General features: G+C 69.0%; 16 protein-coding genes. 8 read left to right on the top strand and 8 right to left on the bottom strand.

The window, feature by feature from the left end:
- Window positions 1-3 precede the first annotated feature (3 nt).
- Window positions 4-885, bottom strand: a complete 882-nt coding sequence (locus ABZU75_RS09020) for an AraC family transcriptional regulator (RefSeq protein WP_355551080.1) — start codon at window positions 883-885, stop codon at window positions 4-6.
- Window positions 886-1153: 268 nt separating this feature from the next.
- Between ABZU75_RS09020 and ABZU75_RS09015 the strand changes: the two genes are divergently transcribed.
- A complete protein-coding gene (locus ABZU75_RS09015; protein ID WP_355551078.1) occupies window positions 1154-1576 on the top strand; it encodes a hypothetical protein in 423 nt (140 codons plus the stop codon).
- An 11-nt stretch (window positions 1577-1587) separates the two neighbouring features.
- On the opposite strand, the gene ABZU75_RS09010 is transcribed toward ABZU75_RS09015, so the two are convergent.
- On the bottom strand, window positions 1588-3495 hold the full coding sequence (locus ABZU75_RS09010; protein ID WP_355551076.1) for an FUSC family protein: 1908 nt from the start codon (window positions 3493-3495) through the stop codon (window positions 1588-1590).
- Between the two features lie 161 nt (window positions 3496-3656).
- Entirely contained in the window at window positions 3657-4451 is a 795-nt protein-coding gene (locus tag ABZU75_RS09005; RefSeq protein ID WP_355551074.1) for an SDR family oxidoreductase, read from the bottom strand.
- 358 nt (window positions 4452-4809) lie between these two features.
- On the opposite strand from ABZU75_RS09005, the gene ABZU75_RS09000 reads away from it, so the two are divergent.
- The gene (locus ABZU75_RS09000; protein ID WP_355551134.1) at window positions 4810-5922 is read left to right on the top strand and encodes an LLM class flavin-dependent oxidoreductase; all 1113 of its coding nucleotides are present in this window, start codon (window positions 4810-4812) and stop codon (window positions 5920-5922) included.
- Between the two features lie 33 nt (window positions 5923-5955).
- Complete coding sequence (locus tag ABZU75_RS08995; protein ID WP_355551071.1) at window positions 5956-6576, top strand: FMN reductase; 621 nt, start codon at window positions 5956-5958, stop codon at window positions 6574-6576.
- Between the two features lie 15 nt (window positions 6577-6591).
- Here the strand turns inward: ABZU75_RS08995 and ABZU75_RS08990 are convergent, their stop codons facing one another.
- Window positions 6592-7155: a carboxymuconolactone decarboxylase family protein gene (locus ABZU75_RS08990; RefSeq protein ID WP_355551069.1), complete on the bottom strand. Its 564-nt coding sequence runs from the start codon at window positions 7153-7155 to the stop codon at window positions 6592-6594.
- A gap of 101 nt (window positions 7156-7256) precedes the next feature.
- Here ABZU75_RS08990 and ABZU75_RS08985 point away from each other — a divergent pair, with 101 nt between their 5' ends.
- From ABZU75_RS08985 to ABZU75_RS08965, 5 genes are all read left to right on the top strand, one after another.
- Window positions 7257-7673, top strand: coding sequence for a hypothetical protein (locus ABZU75_RS08985; RefSeq protein WP_355551067.1), 417 nt, complete (start codon window positions 7257-7259; stop codon window positions 7671-7673).
- Between the two features lie 81 nt (window positions 7674-7754).
- Window positions 7755-7922: a hypothetical protein gene (locus ABZU75_RS08980; protein WP_355551065.1), complete on the top strand. Its 168-nt coding sequence runs from the start codon at window positions 7755-7757 to the stop codon at window positions 7920-7922.
- A 49-nt stretch (window positions 7923-7971) separates the two neighbouring features.
- On the top strand, window positions 7972-8175 hold the full coding sequence (locus ABZU75_RS08975) for a hypothetical protein (RefSeq protein ID WP_355551063.1): 204 nt from the start codon (window positions 7972-7974) through the stop codon (window positions 8173-8175).
- A gap of 271 nt (window positions 8176-8446) precedes the next feature.
- Window positions 8447-9649 (top strand): pentapeptide repeat-containing protein, encoded by a 1203-nt coding sequence (locus ABZU75_RS08970; protein ID WP_355551132.1) that lies wholly within the window; start codon window positions 8447-8449, stop codon window positions 9647-9649.
- A gap of 464 nt (window positions 9650-10113) precedes the next feature.
- The gene (locus tag ABZU75_RS08965) at window positions 10114-11058 is read left to right on the top strand and encodes a pentapeptide repeat-containing protein (RefSeq protein WP_355551061.1); all 945 of its coding nucleotides are present in this window, start codon (window positions 10114-10116) and stop codon (window positions 11056-11058) included.
- A 230-nt stretch (window positions 11059-11288) separates the two neighbouring features.
- Here the strand turns inward: ABZU75_RS08965 and ABZU75_RS08960 are convergent, their stop codons facing one another.
- The 4 genes from ABZU75_RS08960 to ABZU75_RS08945 all read right to left on the bottom strand — a co-directional run bounded on the left by ABZU75_RS08960 (window position 11289) and on the right by ABZU75_RS08945 (window position 14869).
- Window positions 11289-11849, bottom strand: coding sequence for a GNAT family N-acetyltransferase (locus ABZU75_RS08960; RefSeq protein ID WP_355551059.1), 561 nt, complete (start codon window positions 11847-11849; stop codon window positions 11289-11291).
- A gap of 305 nt (window positions 11850-12154) precedes the next feature.
- Window positions 12155-12586 (bottom strand): nuclear transport factor 2 family protein, encoded by a 432-nt coding sequence (locus ABZU75_RS08955; protein ID WP_355551057.1) that lies wholly within the window; start codon window positions 12584-12586, stop codon window positions 12155-12157.
- Window positions 12587-12625: 39 nt separating this feature from the next.
- Window positions 12626-13216, bottom strand: coding sequence for a phosphoribosylanthranilate isomerase (locus tag ABZU75_RS08950; RefSeq protein WP_355551055.1), 591 nt, complete (start codon window positions 13214-13216; stop codon window positions 12626-12628).
- 51 nt (window positions 13217-13267) lie between these two features.
- Complete coding sequence (locus ABZU75_RS08945) at window positions 13268-14869, bottom strand: penicillin-binding transpeptidase domain-containing protein (RefSeq protein WP_355551053.1); 1602 nt, start codon at window positions 14867-14869, stop codon at window positions 13268-13270.
- Between the last annotated feature and the right edge of the window lie 197 nt (window positions 14870-15066).

The following is a 15066-nucleotide window of genomic DNA, read 5'->3' as shown; positions in this document are numbered from 1 at the left end:
AACTCAGCTCGTGGCGCGCAGGCGCATGGCGTCCTGGCTGGGGGATGCCCCGAACTGGCGACGGTACTCGCGGCTGAACTGCGAGGGACTGTCGTAGCCCACGCGACGGCCGACAGCGGCGATGTCGGCGGGAGCCGCCGCAAGCTGGAGTCGCGCCTGCTGGAGCCGGATCTGTTTCTGGAACTGGATCGGGCTCATCGCGGTGATTGCATGGAAGCTCCGGTGGAAAGCGGAGACGCTCATCCCCGCCAGCTTGGCCACGTCCTCGACCCGGAACGGCTGTGCGTAGTGGTCACGGATCCACTGAACAGCGCGCGCGATGTGGCTGAGGCTGCTGTCAGGCAGGCCGAACTGGCGGATGACGGGGCCCTGGTCGCTGGTGATGAGCCGCCAGAGAATCTCTCGTTTGATGAGGGGCGCGAGGACGGCGATGTCTTGGGGGCGGTCGAGCAGGCGCACCAGGCGGACGACGGCGTCGAGGAGTTCGGCCGAAGCGGTGCTGACGGCCAGGCCCGGCGGAGCGTCGTCACCGAGCTCCGGGAGGTCACCGGGAGCCGCCTGCAGCAGTACCTCGGCGACGGTGGCCGGATGCAGGGTCAGCCCGACCCCGAGCCCCGGCAGCTCCGGGCTGGCTTTGGCGAAGTGGGCGGTCACCGGCAGGTCGACCGAGGCGACGAGATACTGCCCCTCCCGGTACTCGTAGACCGTGTCGCCCAACGCGAACCGTTTTACTCCTTGCGCGACCACAGCCAGCACCTTGCCGTAGGTCGTCGGCGTCGGCGGCTGGGGGTGTTCGGCCTTGAAGATCAGCACGTCCTCGATGGAAGTCCGCAGATCAGGCCGAGCATGGCGGTTGAGAAGATCGCGTAATTCGTCGAGGACCACGATCCCGATTCAAGCAGCACCCGCGGACCGCGACAATCATTCGCGATGAGCACGGACATCGCGCGCAGGGGTGGGTCCGCCAGGCCGTTCCAGCCGCTAGTGCTGCGTTCCTGAATGGAGTCAAAGATCCCTTCTGACCTGAGGTGATGATGGTCTCAGGGGGGATTGTCATGCCGAAACTGCTGCATGCGCGTCCACCGATGGACGCCGAAGAGAAACGACAGATCCGCAAGCCGGCCGGGGCCCGTCATGCCCCCGGCCGAGGATCATGAGAGCGCAGATCATCGTGTTCAGCCGGCAGGGGCTGCGCACCAGCGCCGTCCCCGCTCCTGGACCACCTCGACCGATCCGGACTTCGCCCCAAAAGAGCCGAGGTCATCGCCCTCTACACCCAGCCGCCACCCGGTACCACGGTCATCTGCGCCGACGAGCCGGGACCGGTGACCCCGCGAACCTCCCCGCCCGCGCCCGGCTGGTCGGTCGGCGGGCACCGGATCAACTGGCCGAGGGCTGGTGGCGGCTGCTGCGCAAGGCGGCGTTCGCCGGGCAGACCTTCGCCGACGCCACCGAGATCACCCACGCGGTCACCCTCGCCACCGCCCAGCTCAACGCCCACGCCCATCCCTGGATCTGGGGACGACCGCCCCCGCAGCCCCGAGCCCTGCGCCGCAAGTTCGTCTACTTGCTATGAGGAACGGAGCACTAGCGGTCTCCCGCCACCGTGTCGCGCAGGCTGCGTACGGCGGAGTCGATCCGCTCCAGCGTCTCGTCGGCGCAGGCCCCGGAATCGCCGGGTCTCCGCCCCGCGCGGACGTCCCTGGCGATGCCTTCCAGGGACTCCGCCAGGGCCTGGACCGCCGCCCGCGGCGGGGGCGGCGCGCCGCGCCCGGTGCGCGCGACGGTGGCGACGGTCGCGTCGGCCACCCGTTCCAGCGCGGTCATCGCGGGCATCCAGGTGGTGACGCGTCTGCTGATCACAGGTGGCTCGGTCATCGCCCGCTGGAAGACCGTCCGCAGGTCGGCCAGGGCGTCGTACACCCTGCGGAGGAGCAGCGCCCTGCCGTGGTGCTCGGGGTCGAAGGCGTACCTGAGGTAGTTCGCGGTGGCCGACACCGCGTCGGCGAACCGGGGTCCGACCGGTGCCTCCCAGCTCCCGGGCCACGGCAGGTACCCCAGTAGCAGGACGATCACGCATCCGACCAGCGTGTCCACGATCCGGATCCTGCCCAGTTCCGGCCCCCCGCGGGTCAACAGGTCCACCAGGAACAGAACCAGCGGTGCCTGGAAGGTCGACATCAGGCCCCAGTTGCGCTGCATGCCGTAGGGCAGGAGCGCCGCGCACACCGCGATGGGGATCAGCAGCAGCGGGCCGTACGGCACCAGGAGAAGGATCAGGGTGCCGATCAACGTACCCGCGACGGTCCCGAGCGCGCGCTGCACGGCGCGCGCGAACACCGACCCGAAGTCGGGCTTGAGCACCAGCGCGACGGTCAGTGTCATCCAGTAGGACCGATCGAACCAGCCGAGCCGGCTGACCGCGGCGGCGACGCCCATGCAGAGCGCGAGCCTGATCGTGTAGACCCGGACGAGGTGGCCATACCACATCTTCTCCAGAACGGCCCGGAGCCGGGAGCGGTAGCCGACCGGTTCGTACGGCAGTTGGTCGGCCGCGACGTCGCCGCCGGACGCCAGGTCGACCGCCCCCTGGACGGCGGAGGAGAGGGCGCGTACGGCGGGTGAGTCGCCCTCGTGGCGCACCGCCCGCGGCGCGGGCCCGCCGGTGAGCGATGCGGCGACGCCCTCGACGGCGGACGCCGGTTCCTCGGGCGGCTCGCGCCCCTCGTGGCACAGCGAGAGCAGTGCGTTGCGGATCAGCGAGGCCTGGTTCAGCAGGGCGACCAGCCGGGTGCGCCCGGGATCCAGCCCCACCGCCGGGGAGCGGGCGCCGAGGACGGTGTCGTAGGCGTTCCTGAGCGCGGTGTCGAACGCGGCCAGGGCGTCGGCGCCGCGATCGGTGAACAGCAGGCCGAGGGCCCGGTACACCTCGGCCACCGCGGTCTCCTCCGGCGCGCGCGGGTGGAGGGGCCAGTCGGCGACCCCCAGCACGATCACCCACAGCACGCCCAGCAGGAACGTCAGCGCGTTCAGGCCGGGCGGTCCCGGCAGCGCTATGCCGCCGGCGATCACGGTCATCACCAGCAGTTGCAGCCCGGCAGCCGAGCCCGTGCCCCCACTCGTGCTGATCAGTGCGGACAGCACGGAAACGGCCACCATGACCGGCACCACCCACCAGCCGTGGTCGCGGACCGCGGCCCCGATGAGATATCCCAGCGCCCCGGCGGCGCCGGCCGCGCCCATCCGGATGATCCTGGCCCGGTACGGGCCGCCCCGGTCGGCCGTCCCGGCGTTCATGGCACCCATGGCGGGCAGCAGGCCGGCCGTGACGTGCCCGGCGGCGGCCCCTCCGAGAAGCGGGACGGTCACCGCCACGGCCATGCGCAGCATCGGCCACCATCGAAGCGCCGCGGGTGCCGGCCGGACCGTCTCGACCAGCCAGTCCGGAGCGGCGTCGATCAGCCGGTCGGCGGCCCGCCGGAAGAGCGGGGGCATCGCTCGCCGTGCTCAGTACGCCGGCACGCCGGACGCGCCCGGCCCCGAGGCGGTCTCTTCACGGTCCACGGCGCACCCTTACCCGTCCGCCTCGCCGGGTTATCCCCGCGTTCGCCGACGAAGCCTTGACCACCGCGCGCCGCGCCGGGGTGCGCCATCGGTCAGGGGAGGATGGCGTCGACGTAGCCCCCGTCGACGCGGAGCGCGCCGCCGGTGGTGGCGGAGGCCTGTGGTGAGCTGAGGTAGACGACCATGTTGGCGACCTCCTCCGGTTCGATCAACCGCCGCAGCAGGGACTCCGAGCAGTGCTCCCGCATGAAGACGCGCTGGGCCTCGTCCCAGGACAGGTCCCTGTCGACGAGTTCGTAGACGAAGTCCTCCATGCCTTGGGTGTGGGTGGGACCGACGATGACGGAGTTGACGGTGACACCGCTGCCCGCGGCCTTCTTGGCGAAGCCTCGCGAGACGGCCAGGAGCGCGGTCTTGGACATGCCGTAGTGGATCATCTCCGCGGGGATGACGATCGCGGAGTCGCTGGCGATGTACTGGACGCGCCCCCAGGAGCGCGCCACCATCCCCGGCAGATAGGCGCGGGTGAGACGGATCGCCGCCAGGACGTTCACCTCGAAGTAACGGCGCCACTCGTCGTCGGTGATCTCCAGGGCGTCCTGGACCCCGAAGACCCCGAGGTTGTTGATCAGGATGTCGACCTCCGGCAGGATGCCGACGGTGTGGTCCGCGCCCTCCTGGGTGGCGAGGTCGGCGGCGACCGGGACGATCAGCGCGCCGGGGACCTCCGCGCGCAGCGCGTCGCAGGCCCTCTCCACCTTCTCCGGGGTGCGGCCGTTGACGGCCACCGTCGCGCCCGCCCGCGCGAGGCCGGCGGCGGTGGCCGCCCCGATCCCCTCTGTGGATCCGGTTACCAGTGCCGTCCTGCCGGTGAGATCGATGTGCATGCGTCACGTCCTTTGATGCCCGTCGCGGAGCCGTCCCCCGTACGGGCGGGCACTCACGACCGAATGACGAGGTGGAACGGTGCTCCACCGGGCGCCTTCCCGCTGATCCGCTGTTCGTTCCCGGGTTCGCCGGTACGGAAAGCCCGGATGGTGATCATTTTGGGGAAGCGCACGCTTGTGACAAAGGTTTCCGCACCGGGTGGGGGTGTCGTGGTGGCCTGTCCGGGGCCGTCATGCCCGCGGCCGTTCCCGGTGTCCGGCCGCCTGGTCACCGAGGCCGGCCCGGGCAGGAATAACCCTCCCGCTGAGACGTTAAGGGTAGTTGAAATTTCAAACGAAACGGAGGACGGTGAGCACGATGCAGTTCGGGATCTTCACCGTAGGCGACGTCACCACGGACCCCACCACGGGCCGGACGCCGAGCGAGCACGAGCGGATCAAGGCGATGGTGGCCATCGCGCTCAAGGCCGAGGAGGTCGGCCTGGACGTCTTCGCGACCGGCGAGCACCACAACCCGCCCTTCGTGCCCTCCTCACCGACGACCATGCTCGGCTACGTCGCCGCGCGGACCGAGCGGATCATCCTCTCCACGTCCACCACCCTGATCACCACGAACGACCCGGTCAAGATCGCCGAGGACTTCGCGATGCTGCAGCACCTGGCGGACGGGCGCGTCGACCTGATGCTGGGCCGCGGCAACACCGGGCCGGTGTACCCGTGGTTCGGGCAGGACATCCGCCAGGGCATCCCGCTGGCCATCGAGAACTACGCGCTCCTGCACCAGTTGTGGCGTAAGGACGTGGTCGACTGGCAGGGCCGATTCCGCACTCCCCTGCAGTCGTTCACCTCGACCCCCCGCCCGCTGGACGGCGTCCCGCCGTTCGTCTGGCACGGCTCGATCCGCAGCCCGGAGATCGCCGAGCAGGCCGCCTACTACGGCGACGGGTTCTTCGCCAACAACATCTTCTGGCCCAGGGAGCACTTCATCCGCCTGATCGAGCTGTACCGGGAGCGCTTCGCCCACTACGGCCACGGCACCCCCGAGCAGGCGATCGTCGGCCTGGGCGGGCAGGTGTTCATGCGGCGGAACTCCCAGGACGCGGTCCGGGAGTTCCGCCCCTACTTCGACAACGCTCCCGTGTACGGCCACGGCCCCTCGCTGGAGGAGTTCACCGACCAGACCCCGCTCACCGTGGGCAGCCCGCAGGAGGTCATCGACAAGACCCTGACCTTCCGGGACTCCTTCGGCGACTACCAGCGTCAGCTGTTCCTGATGGACCACGCCGGGCTCCCGCTCAAGACGGTGCTGGAGCAGCTCGACATCCTCGGCGAGGAGGTCGTCCCGGTACTGCGCAGGGAGTTCGCCTCCGGCAGGCCGGCCGAGGTGCCGGACGGCCCCACCCACGCGGCCCTGCTCGCCAGGCGCGACAGCGCGGCCGAGACGGGCGAGCAGCCCGTCCCCGCCACCTGAGACATCCGAGTCCACCCCTGGAAAGGAAAAGCAATGGAATCCGTCCGGCTCGTGGTCGTCTCGGCCGGTCTCGGCCTGCCGTCCTCGACACGCCTGCTGGCCGACCGGCTGGCCGAGGCGACCGTACGACGGCTGTCGGGCGACGAGCACCCGGCCGAGGTACGCGTGATCGAGCTACGCGACCTCGCCACCGACATCGCCGCCAACCTGGTGACCGGCTTCCCCGGCGCCACGCTGCGCGAGGCGATCGAGGCGGTGACGGAGGCGGACGGCCTCATCGCGGTGACGCCGATCTTCACCGCCTCCTACAGCGGCCTGTTCAAGTCGTTCTTCGACGTGATCGACAACAGCGCGCTCACCGGCAAGCCGGTGCTGATCGCGGCGACCGGGGGGACGGCACGCCACTCGCTCGTCCTGGAGCATGCCATGCGCCCGCTCTTCGCCTACCTGCGCGCGATCGTCGTACCGACCGCCGTCTACGCCGCGTCCGAGGACTGGGGCACCGGCGGGGACAGCCGCGCCGACGACCTCGCCTCCCGCGTCGCCCGTGCGGCCGGCGAACTGGCCGGCCTGATGTCGCACCGGCCCGCCGCCGCCCGGCAGGTCGAGGCCGTGATCCCGTTCGAGCAGCAACTGGCCGCACTGCGGCCCTGACGAACGGGCGGACACCTACCTGCCGTCGCCGTCCCAGGCGTAGGCCTGGAACGGCGGGTCGAGGGGGGCGTCGATCAGCCGGTTGGCGAACGTGGAGATCGTGTAGGCACCGACACCGAGGACGACCTCAAGGGCGTTCTGCGGCGTGTAGCCGGCGCCGAGGAACGCCCGCGTCTCCTCGTCGCCGACCGCGCCGCAGTGGTCCATCACCGCGAGGGTGAACGACCGCAGCGCCTCCGAGCGGTTGTCCGGAAGGGGCTTCTGCGCCCGCAGCCCCTCGATGATCTCGGCCGGGGCCGCCAGCCTGACCAGCGTGGCGGTGTGCATCGCCACGCAGACGTGGCAGCCGTTGCGGGTGGCGACCGTCAGGATGACGATCTCACGCTCGACCGGGGCGAGGGTGGTCTGCTCGAAGACGGCACTGGCCGTCAGGAACCCCTTGAGCAACTCCGGGGAGGTGGCCATCCGGCCGACCGGCGCGGGGATGAAGCCGAATTTCCGCTCCACCCCCTCGACCGTGGCGCGGGCGGCGGCAGGGGCACTCTCGGCGGTGTGGGTGACGAAGACGTCGTGGGACATGGGGACCTTCTCTCTGGATTCTCCGGGCACGCCGAAGACGGGCCCGGCGGACGCACATCGGGGCAATATCGTCAATGTGGTTGTCTATATAGTAAACATGGTTGACGACTTTGGCAATGATCGAGGCGGCCGATGCCGGCATACCGACCTTGCATGGGGTGGCCGTGCACGGCACCATGTGGGGAACGCTCAACGGATTCCTGCACGCGGCCGCGCTGCTGTCGAGCGAGGACATCGAGGTGAAGCGGTTCTTGGACCATGTCGGCGCATCGGTCTCCGCGCTACTGGCAATCTTGCCGTCGATCGCCGATGAGGTCGATCGTGGCGAACATGCGGCGGAGTACGGGGCGCTCCAGCATCACCTGCCGTCGGCCGAGGACCTGGTCCGGGAGAGCCGAGCGCGAAGCATCAATGATGAGTTTCCCGACTACACCCGGGCCCTTGTGGCCAAGGCTGTCGCAGAGGGCCATGCCGACGACAGCTACTCGCGCCTGGTTGAGCACTTCAGCGATATCTAGCGAGGTACCCCGGGCGTTCACGCCCGGAAGGAATCGCATACGGTGCCGCGCGTTTGGCGAGTTAACGCTATATTTCACAGCGTGAAATTCGTTGTGCAGGTCCGGCTGTTCCCCACGCCCGCCCAGGAGGCGGCGCTGGCGGACACGCTGCGCCTGTGCAACGAAGCCGCCAACCTCGTCTCCGGTATCGCGTGGGAGACGAAGACGTTCCGCAACTACGACCTGCGGGTGCACTCCTACGGCGAATGATGTACCCCGGCGCGGTTCAGTCCTGCGTGACCTCAACATCATCTACACCGTGCGCAACCGCGGTTCGTTCGTCCGCGCCACCACGGTCGTCAAGGTCGCTCCGGAGTCCGGCATGCGGATCACGGCCCGCATGCCCACCGAGGCCGAGCGGGAAGAGCTCGCCCTCGACGAGCTGGTGCCCGTGCTCGTCGTCGAGCGCGGCGACCAGGTCGAGGTCCTCGCCGCGGACTCCTCCGAGATCCGCGTCCAGTAGCCGGCCCTCGTAGGCATCCCGTGACGTAACGACATTCCGCGCGTACTGTCCGATCATGCCCCCCGCTGAAGGCCCGGCAGACGACGCAACCCCGCCGGACACCCCCACCCCGTCACGACCTTCTGGCGTCCCCCGACGCGCGACCAGGACTTTCCGCAACCTCCGCCGCCCCCCTCGGACGATTCCAGAGGTGCCAGCTCCCACCTCTCAGCGACCGCCGTTACGACACGTTCTCGCCGCGCTCGCGACGGCAATCCTCCTGTTGTACTGGGTGTTCAACGGAAGCGGCAACGGAGGCGATGGACTAATTGTTGTCATTGCCGTATGCATGGCTTACATCTATATGAATAGAAATGCGCGACTGCGGGTGCGTCGCACAATCCGGACCGCGGCTTTCATGGTCATTGCGCTGGAGGGATGGGCAAGTTCTCAGGGGCACAGCATTTCGGCACTCATCCTCGACTCCTTGCCTAGCCTGAGGAGTCAAGGGCCGGAGTCGGCCGTGATAGCTGGCCTCGCTATGCTGGGACTGGCCATTGCGCTGGGGCGCGGCAAGTTCATGCACTGGCGACGCTCTGCGATTATCACGGCGCCAACTCCTGGAGAGGTGGAGGCGGCGCTGACCCCCAAAGAGCGCATCGAACTGCTGACGAGCCAGCGGCAAACAATACTTGGGGCCGTTACTTCGATTGGTGTCATCGTAGGTCTAATCCTGACGGGGAGCGGTTTGATCTACACTTCGCGCACTCTAGAAGCGACCAAAGACGCCCAGATCACCGACCGTTATAGCCGAGCGATTGACCAACTCGGCTCGCCGTCGGCCCAGCAGCGGGTTGGCGCGCTGTATGCATTGGAACGACTCGCCGCAGACTCGCCCCGGGACACCTCTCGCATCGAGACTGTCGTGACCAGCTTCATCACTGACTGGAGCGGAGTAAGAACAACATCCTCGCCCTCAGCCGCAGCCTTGCCCTCGGCCGTGACCCGGCCGGGAGCCGATCTGCTCGCCGCGCTGAACGCGCTCCGCGGGATCCGCTCGACGGACGAGGAGGAGAGATACAAACAGAATGGCCTCGACTATGACCAGGCTGCAGACGTTACCCTCGACATCAATTTCCATGGCGCTGACCTTCGCCAGGTCGATCTGAGAGGCGCCTATCTAGTGGGAGTGGATCTCAGCCGAGCCGATCTACGCGGAACTGATCTAGGCGGGGCCGACCTGAGGCATTCCTCGCTGATCTCCACGCTCCTCAACCAGGCAAACCTCGAAGAGGCGAATCTGACCGAGGCGGATCTAAGCTCGGCCAGTTTGCGCGGAGTCAAGGCCAACAAGGCCAACTTCTCCCAAGCCAATCTGAGCCAAGTCGAACTCGACGGGGCCAGCCTGAAGGGGGCGAAGATGACCGGAATACGCGGCAAGGTGCGCGCAGAAATCGAGGCCAAGGCGACGGTCAACAGAGAGACAACCTGGTAGACCAGGAGGGCTGGACCCTGCACCAGTTCCGCCACAGTGCACTCCAGCGCCCGGCCCAAGCAGGCTGCGGCACCTGTACGCATCCCGGTCGCCCCCAAAGGGAGCACGCTGCGCATCCCCGTGACGTAGCGCCATTCCGCGCGTACTGTCCGATCATGCCCCCCGCTGAAGGCCCGGCAGACAAGGCAACCCCGCCGGACGCCCCTATCCCGTCAAGACCTTCTGACGCCCCCCGGCGCATGACCAGGACCTTCCGCAACCTCCGCCGTCCTCCGCAGGCGGATCCAGAGCCACCTTCGCCACCTCCAGTCGTCGACGAGACGCCAGCAGAACCACCGCGGTCGAGACGAAGGTGGTTCACCCGGAAACCTCTCGTCACTCCGCCTTCGCGAGCCGAACTCGATGAACTGCCGGTCAAGGACCGCCAAGAGCTTCATGACGCCCACCGCCAGCGACCTTGGCAAATGGTCACGTCGCTGGGCGTTGTCTTGAGTGTCCTGTTCACCGCCGGCGGCCTTATCTACACCGGGCGAACATGGGAGACTAGCCAGGAGACCCTGAACGCCACGCGCGAAACGCAGATCACCGACCGCTACACCAAGGCCGTCGAACAGCTCGCTTCCAAGACCATCGAGGTGCGCCTTGGCGGCCTCTACGCCCTGAACCGCATCGCCGTGGACTCCCCAAAGGACGCCTCCACGATCAAGAACGTGATGGCCGCCTTCGCTCGTAACCGGGACTTCTGTAAACAGAAGATCGGAAAGCGGCCATGTGAAGTGCTGAACCGTGAAGACGCCTTCTGGCTCAGTCCCGAAAGACTGCCGGTACCCACAGATGTGCGAGCTGCCCTCGAACTTGGCGCTTCATTGAAAACCGCCGTTATCGGCGAGCCCGATAAGTCGGACAAATTAGACCTTCGCTTCGTTTACTTTAACCAAGCAGATCTGGAGGGCGCGTACCTGATAAACGCGGACCTGGAGCAGGCGCAGCTGGCACACGCGGTCCTACAGGGAGCGAACCTGTCGGGCGCCGGCCTGTCGCGCGCGCAGCTGCCGTTCACGTTTTTGGGGGAAGTGAACCTGACGGACGCGAACTTGCGGGATGCGGACCTGACGTACGCGAAGCTGCTGGGTGCGGTGCTGAGCGGCGCGGACCTGAGCGGCGCGGACCTGTTGTTCGCGGACCTGAGCCGCGCGAACCTGACGGGCGCGAGGTTGGCCAACGTGGATCTGAGCGGCGCGGACTTGAGGAGCGCGGACCTGGGGAACGCAGACCTCACGGTTGCAAACCTGACTGGCGCGGACCTGACTGGCGCGAAACTGGCAGGCGCGGACCTCCGCACGGTTCGGGGCATGACCGCTGACCAGATCAGAAAGGTCGCCATCACCGATGCCACTACCAAGTTCTAGGGCTGTCGGCGGGAAGAAGCGTGGCCGTCCGGCGTCGCGGGCGCCGGGGTCGAGGAACAAGGGGACAGCGCACCGGCCGCCGGTGATCAGCGCGCGTATGAGAGCCTGCACGTTCCTTGATACCCGCCCGCGCCCGGAAAGGTTGGCACCAGACCGGTTGATCTCATGTGCGTGTGGAGGACACGAGGGAACTGGGAGGGGTGCGGGTCACCCACGCCCGAGTCCGGGGTCTACCGGTCGATCCGGTAGACGTAGTGGGCACGGTCGTCGATCGGGTTGTCCGGTTCCAGCTCACCCTCGGCCACCCGGCGCAGCCCGGCCTTCTCCAGCGCCCGCCAGGACGCGCGGTTGGCCGCCGACACCGGGACCAGGACGCAGGAGGCGGCCGGGAACTCCGCCCAGGTCCGCTCGATGACCGTCCGGATCATCAGCGTCCCGAGGCCGCGCCCGACCTGCGCCGGATCGCCGATCAGGTAGTCGATGCTCATCGCCCCCTCGGGGACGGCGACGATGGCTGTCAGCTCGGCGATGTACTCGGGGTAGTCTGCGTACCTCGACCGCTGGACCAGGCCGAGCGGCCGTCCGTCGAGAAAGACCAGCAGGTCTTCGGACGGCTCCTCTCCCCTGGCGGCGGGGCCGAAGTCGCGGGCCACCGCCTCAGGAGATGTCTCGTGGTGCCACCAGCGGGCCACGTGCGGCTGCTGCAGCCACTCGCGCAGCAGCGGGAAGTCCTGCTCGGTGAGGCGGCGCCAGGTGACCGACCGGTTGCTCCTGGGTTCCGGACTGGGCATGATGCCGACGGTAGCAAGCGCCTCCGACCGCCGGCATCCCATTTCCTCGCCCGTGCGCGTCTCCTCGAACGCGATCGAAGGTCAGCGGGAGGCACCTGGATCGTGTCCCCCATCGGACGTTCGCCCGCCGCGTCGGACGGGCGGTTGACGAGTGCGCCGCCCACGACCATGGCCGTCAGTGAGTTCACAGCGCGGTCGAGGGCGGTTTCGACCTCGGTTGCCGTGAGGTTCTCGATCACTCAGGGCAGGTACTGGATGGATATCTACAAGTGCGGCCCCAGCGTCATAGATCCACGGGACCCGCCCTAGTCCGCGAAGGCCCGGGCGACCGAGAGGCTGTCCTCGTAGACGTGGTGCCGGGTGACCAGCCCGTTCTCCACGGTGACGTGCAGCGCGAAACGGGCTCGGTAGCCCTTGCCCGTGGACCTCGCCGTGTTCACGATCGTGCCCATGACCACCGCGTCCGCCCCGTCGACCAGGATCTTCGTGACCTCCACCGAGGCCAGTTCCGGCACATGGCCGACCGCGATCTCCCGGAAATGCTCGGCGACCTCGGCACGCACGGACCTGTACCGGATCCACGGGATCGCCCCGCCGTGCTCGTCGGCGGGCCAGTCCAGTTGCCAGTCGACCTCCTCCGCGTACAGCGCGGCCACTGCCTCCGGGTCGCCCTCCCCGATCCTGCGGAGCAACTCCTCAAGAGTGGCACGCGTGGACATGTCTTCATAAGTCGTCATAACGGACAACCTAAACGACCAACAAGAATGACGGCGGCTCTACCCCGCGCGCGCGGCGGTGATGAAATCCCTGATGAGCCCGGAGTCCTTGACCCCGGGCGCGACCTCCACGCCGCTCGACACGTCGACTCCCCAGGGTCGGGCCGCGATGATCGCCTCGGCCACGTTCGACGGGGTCAGGCCCCCCGCCAGCAGCCAGCGGCCCTCCGGGCGCCCGCGCACGGCCGCCCAGTCCCACGGCTCCCCCGAGCCCGGCCTGGGCGCGTCCACGATGAGCAGGTCCTCATCGAGGGCACCGCAGCGCAGGTCGGTGCTCGCGGCCCCGGCGCGGACCAGCGTGACGCCGAGGTCCTTCAGCGCGGTGAAGTCCGCGTGCGGGTGCTCGCCGTGCAGCTGGACGGCGCGCACCCCTGACTCCAGGGTGGCCGCCCTGACCTCCTCGGTGGGCTCGCCGGCGAACACCGCCACGGTCAGCACGTGCGGGGGGACCGCCGAGGCCAGCTCGCGCGCCCGCGCCGGGGTGACCCGCCGCGAGCTCCTGGTGAGAACGAATCCGATGGCGTCGGCGCCCGCCTCGACGGCGGCCGCCACATGTCCGGGCTCGCGCAGCCCGCAGATCTTCACATACACCCTCCGTACGTTAGCCCGTTCTCCGCCCATGGCCGGTTGCCGCCTCTGTCGTCAGAGGGCGTTCAGGAACCTCGCGGCGATCGGCGCCGCGATCGCGCCCCCGGCGCCGCCGTGCCGGACGAACACCGCGAAGGCCAGGGAGCCCCGGTAGCCGATGAACCAGGCGTGGTCCTCTCCGTTCTCGACCTCGGCGGTACCGGTCTTGCCGGCGGTGTCCGGCGGGAGGCCCGCCCCGGCGGCCGTACCCCGGCCGACCACGGCGCCCATCATCGTCCGCAGGCCCGAGGCCACCTCATCGCCCAGCGGCACCGGCGGCGGCGAGTCCGCGGGTGGCTCGGCGGTCGTGATCGCGGGTCTCCACACGCCGCTCGCGACCGCGGCGGCGACCTCGGCCATGCAGAGCGGGCTGGCCTGCACCGAGTTCTGGCCGATGGCGTCGGAACCCAGCTGATCCGCGCTCTCGTACGGCTGGATCCGGCAGGAGCTCAGCCCCGGCTTCTCCCGGAACCCGAACCGGTCCGCCGCCTCGGCACGCAACCGGTCGTCGCGTAGCCGCTCGTACGCCTGCTGGGCGAAGGTGGTGTTGCAGGAGAGCGCGAAGGCCGTGGTGAGGCTCACGGTGCCGTGGTCGACACCGTCGGAGTCGGTGAAACTCCGGCCGTTCGGAATCGTGTAGCCCGCCGGGCAGGCCACCTGCGACTCCGGAGTCATGCCGTTGTGCAGCAGCGCGGCCGCGGTCACCACCTTGAACGTCGAGCCCGGCGGGTAGAGGCCGTTGAACGCCTCCATGCGGCCCAGCCCGTCCGCCACCGCGCGCACCTGGCCCGTCTTGATGTCCACCGCCACGATCGCGGCGGGCTGCCCGACACCGTCCAGGGCGCGGGCGGCGGCGGCCTGGACCGGCTGGGAGATCGTGGTCTTCCTCCCCGAGGGCGGCCGGGGCGGAGAGGCCAGCAGCACCCGGCCGGAGCTCTCCTCCTCCAGCTTCACGTCGAGGACCGTGTCGCCCAGCCCGGTGAAGTAGTCGCCCGCCCTGCTGTCGCGGGGGAACGGCACCCCCTCGCGGGTCAGCGTGGCCGGGCGCCGGACCTCCGTCTCCTTCAGCACCAGGCGCCCGCCGTCCTTGAGCGCCGGGTGCATCGTCTCCGGACTCCAGAGCACCTTCCAGGTGTCCGCCCGCATCACCAGGCGCAGGACCGAGGTGAACGGCCAGCGGCCCAGCCCCGCGACCTCCCTCACCCCGGTGAAGGACAACTCGGCCGCCTCGCTTTCGCGGTGCAGCTCGCCGGGGGCGAGGGAGGACAACGAGGCCCGCAGGTCGGCGTCGAACCTGCGGTGCCGGTCGGCGAAGTCGGCCGGGGGGTCGGCGACCAGGTCCGCCATGGCGGCGAGATCACCGGCCTGCCAGGCGGTGAGGTATCTCGCCCCGGCCTGCGCGGGACCGTCCTGCGGGGTCGGTGTGACCGGGGTCGGTGTGACCGGTGCCGGATCGGACAGGGTCAGCCTCGGGTCGGGCCGCGGCTCCTCGGTGGGCGTGGACCGCGGCGACGGCGAGGCCACCACGGCCCCCGGTGCCGCCATCACCCCGTACACGCCGAAGGCGACGATCGCGACCGCCGAGGCGGCCAGCACGAGGAGCCGTCGATCCCGCATAACCGTTTACTCCCCTGGGTTTCCACGGTTGCTCACCAGCGAAAAGATCGTAAAGCTGATGACCAGTGGCGAACCAGGCTTTTCTCGACTTCGGTACCGGAGCGTGGCTGGCGGAGACCCCGAATCCTCGCCGGTTCCGCGACAGTCGCTCCGGCCAGGCCCGCGGCTGGAGATCGAGGGTCACTCGACCGGGTGAA

The organism is Streptosporangium sp. NPDC005286, from assembly GCF_040607515.1.
In the GTDB taxonomy this organism is placed as follows: Bacteria; Actinomycetota; Actinomycetes; order Streptosporangiales; family Streptosporangiaceae; genus Streptosporangium.
Note: the sequence above shows the minus strand (reverse complement) of the source record. Positions and strands in the feature narration are given on the sequence as shown.

Excerpts from the sequence above, each read along its gene's own strand:
- ABZU75_RS09015 (WP_355551078.1), top strand. The coding sequence starts at position 1,154 with ATGAGAGCGCAGATCATCGTGTTCAGCCGGCAGGGGCTGCGCACCAGC.
- ABZU75_RS09005 (WP_355551074.1), bottom strand. The coding sequence starts at position 4,451 with ATGCACATCGATCTCACCGGCAGGACGGCACTGGTAACCGGATCCACA.
- ABZU75_RS08990 (WP_355551069.1), bottom strand. The coding sequence starts at position 7,155 with ATGTCCCACGACGTCTTCGTCACCCACACCGCCGAGAGTGCCCCTGCC.
- ABZU75_RS08965 (WP_355551061.1), top strand. The coding sequence starts at position 10,114 with ATGGTCACGTCGCTGGGCGTTGTCTTGAGTGTCCTGTTCACCGCCGGC.
- ABZU75_RS09000 (WP_355551134.1), top strand. The coding sequence starts at position 4,810 with ATGCAGTTCGGGATCTTCACCGTAGGCGACGTCACCACGGACCCCACC.
- ABZU75_RS08995 (WP_355551071.1), top strand. The coding sequence starts at position 5,956 with ATGGAATCCGTCCGGCTCGTGGTCGTCTCGGCCGGTCTCGGCCTGCCG.
- ABZU75_RS08955 (WP_355551057.1), bottom strand. The coding sequence starts at position 12,586 with ATGACGACTTATGAAGACATGTCCACGCGTGCCACTCTTGAGGAGTTG.
- ABZU75_RS08945 (WP_355551053.1), bottom strand. The coding sequence starts at position 14,869 with ATGCGGGATCGACGGCTCCTCGTGCTGGCCGCCTCGGCGGTCGCGATC.
- ABZU75_RS08960 (WP_355551059.1), bottom strand. The coding sequence starts at position 11,849 with ATGCCCAGTCCGGAACCCAGGAGCAACCGGTCGGTCACCTGGCGCCGC.
- ABZU75_RS09010 (WP_355551076.1), bottom strand. The coding sequence starts at position 3,495 with ATGCCCCCGCTCTTCCGGCGGGCCGCCGACCGGCTGATCGACGCCGCT.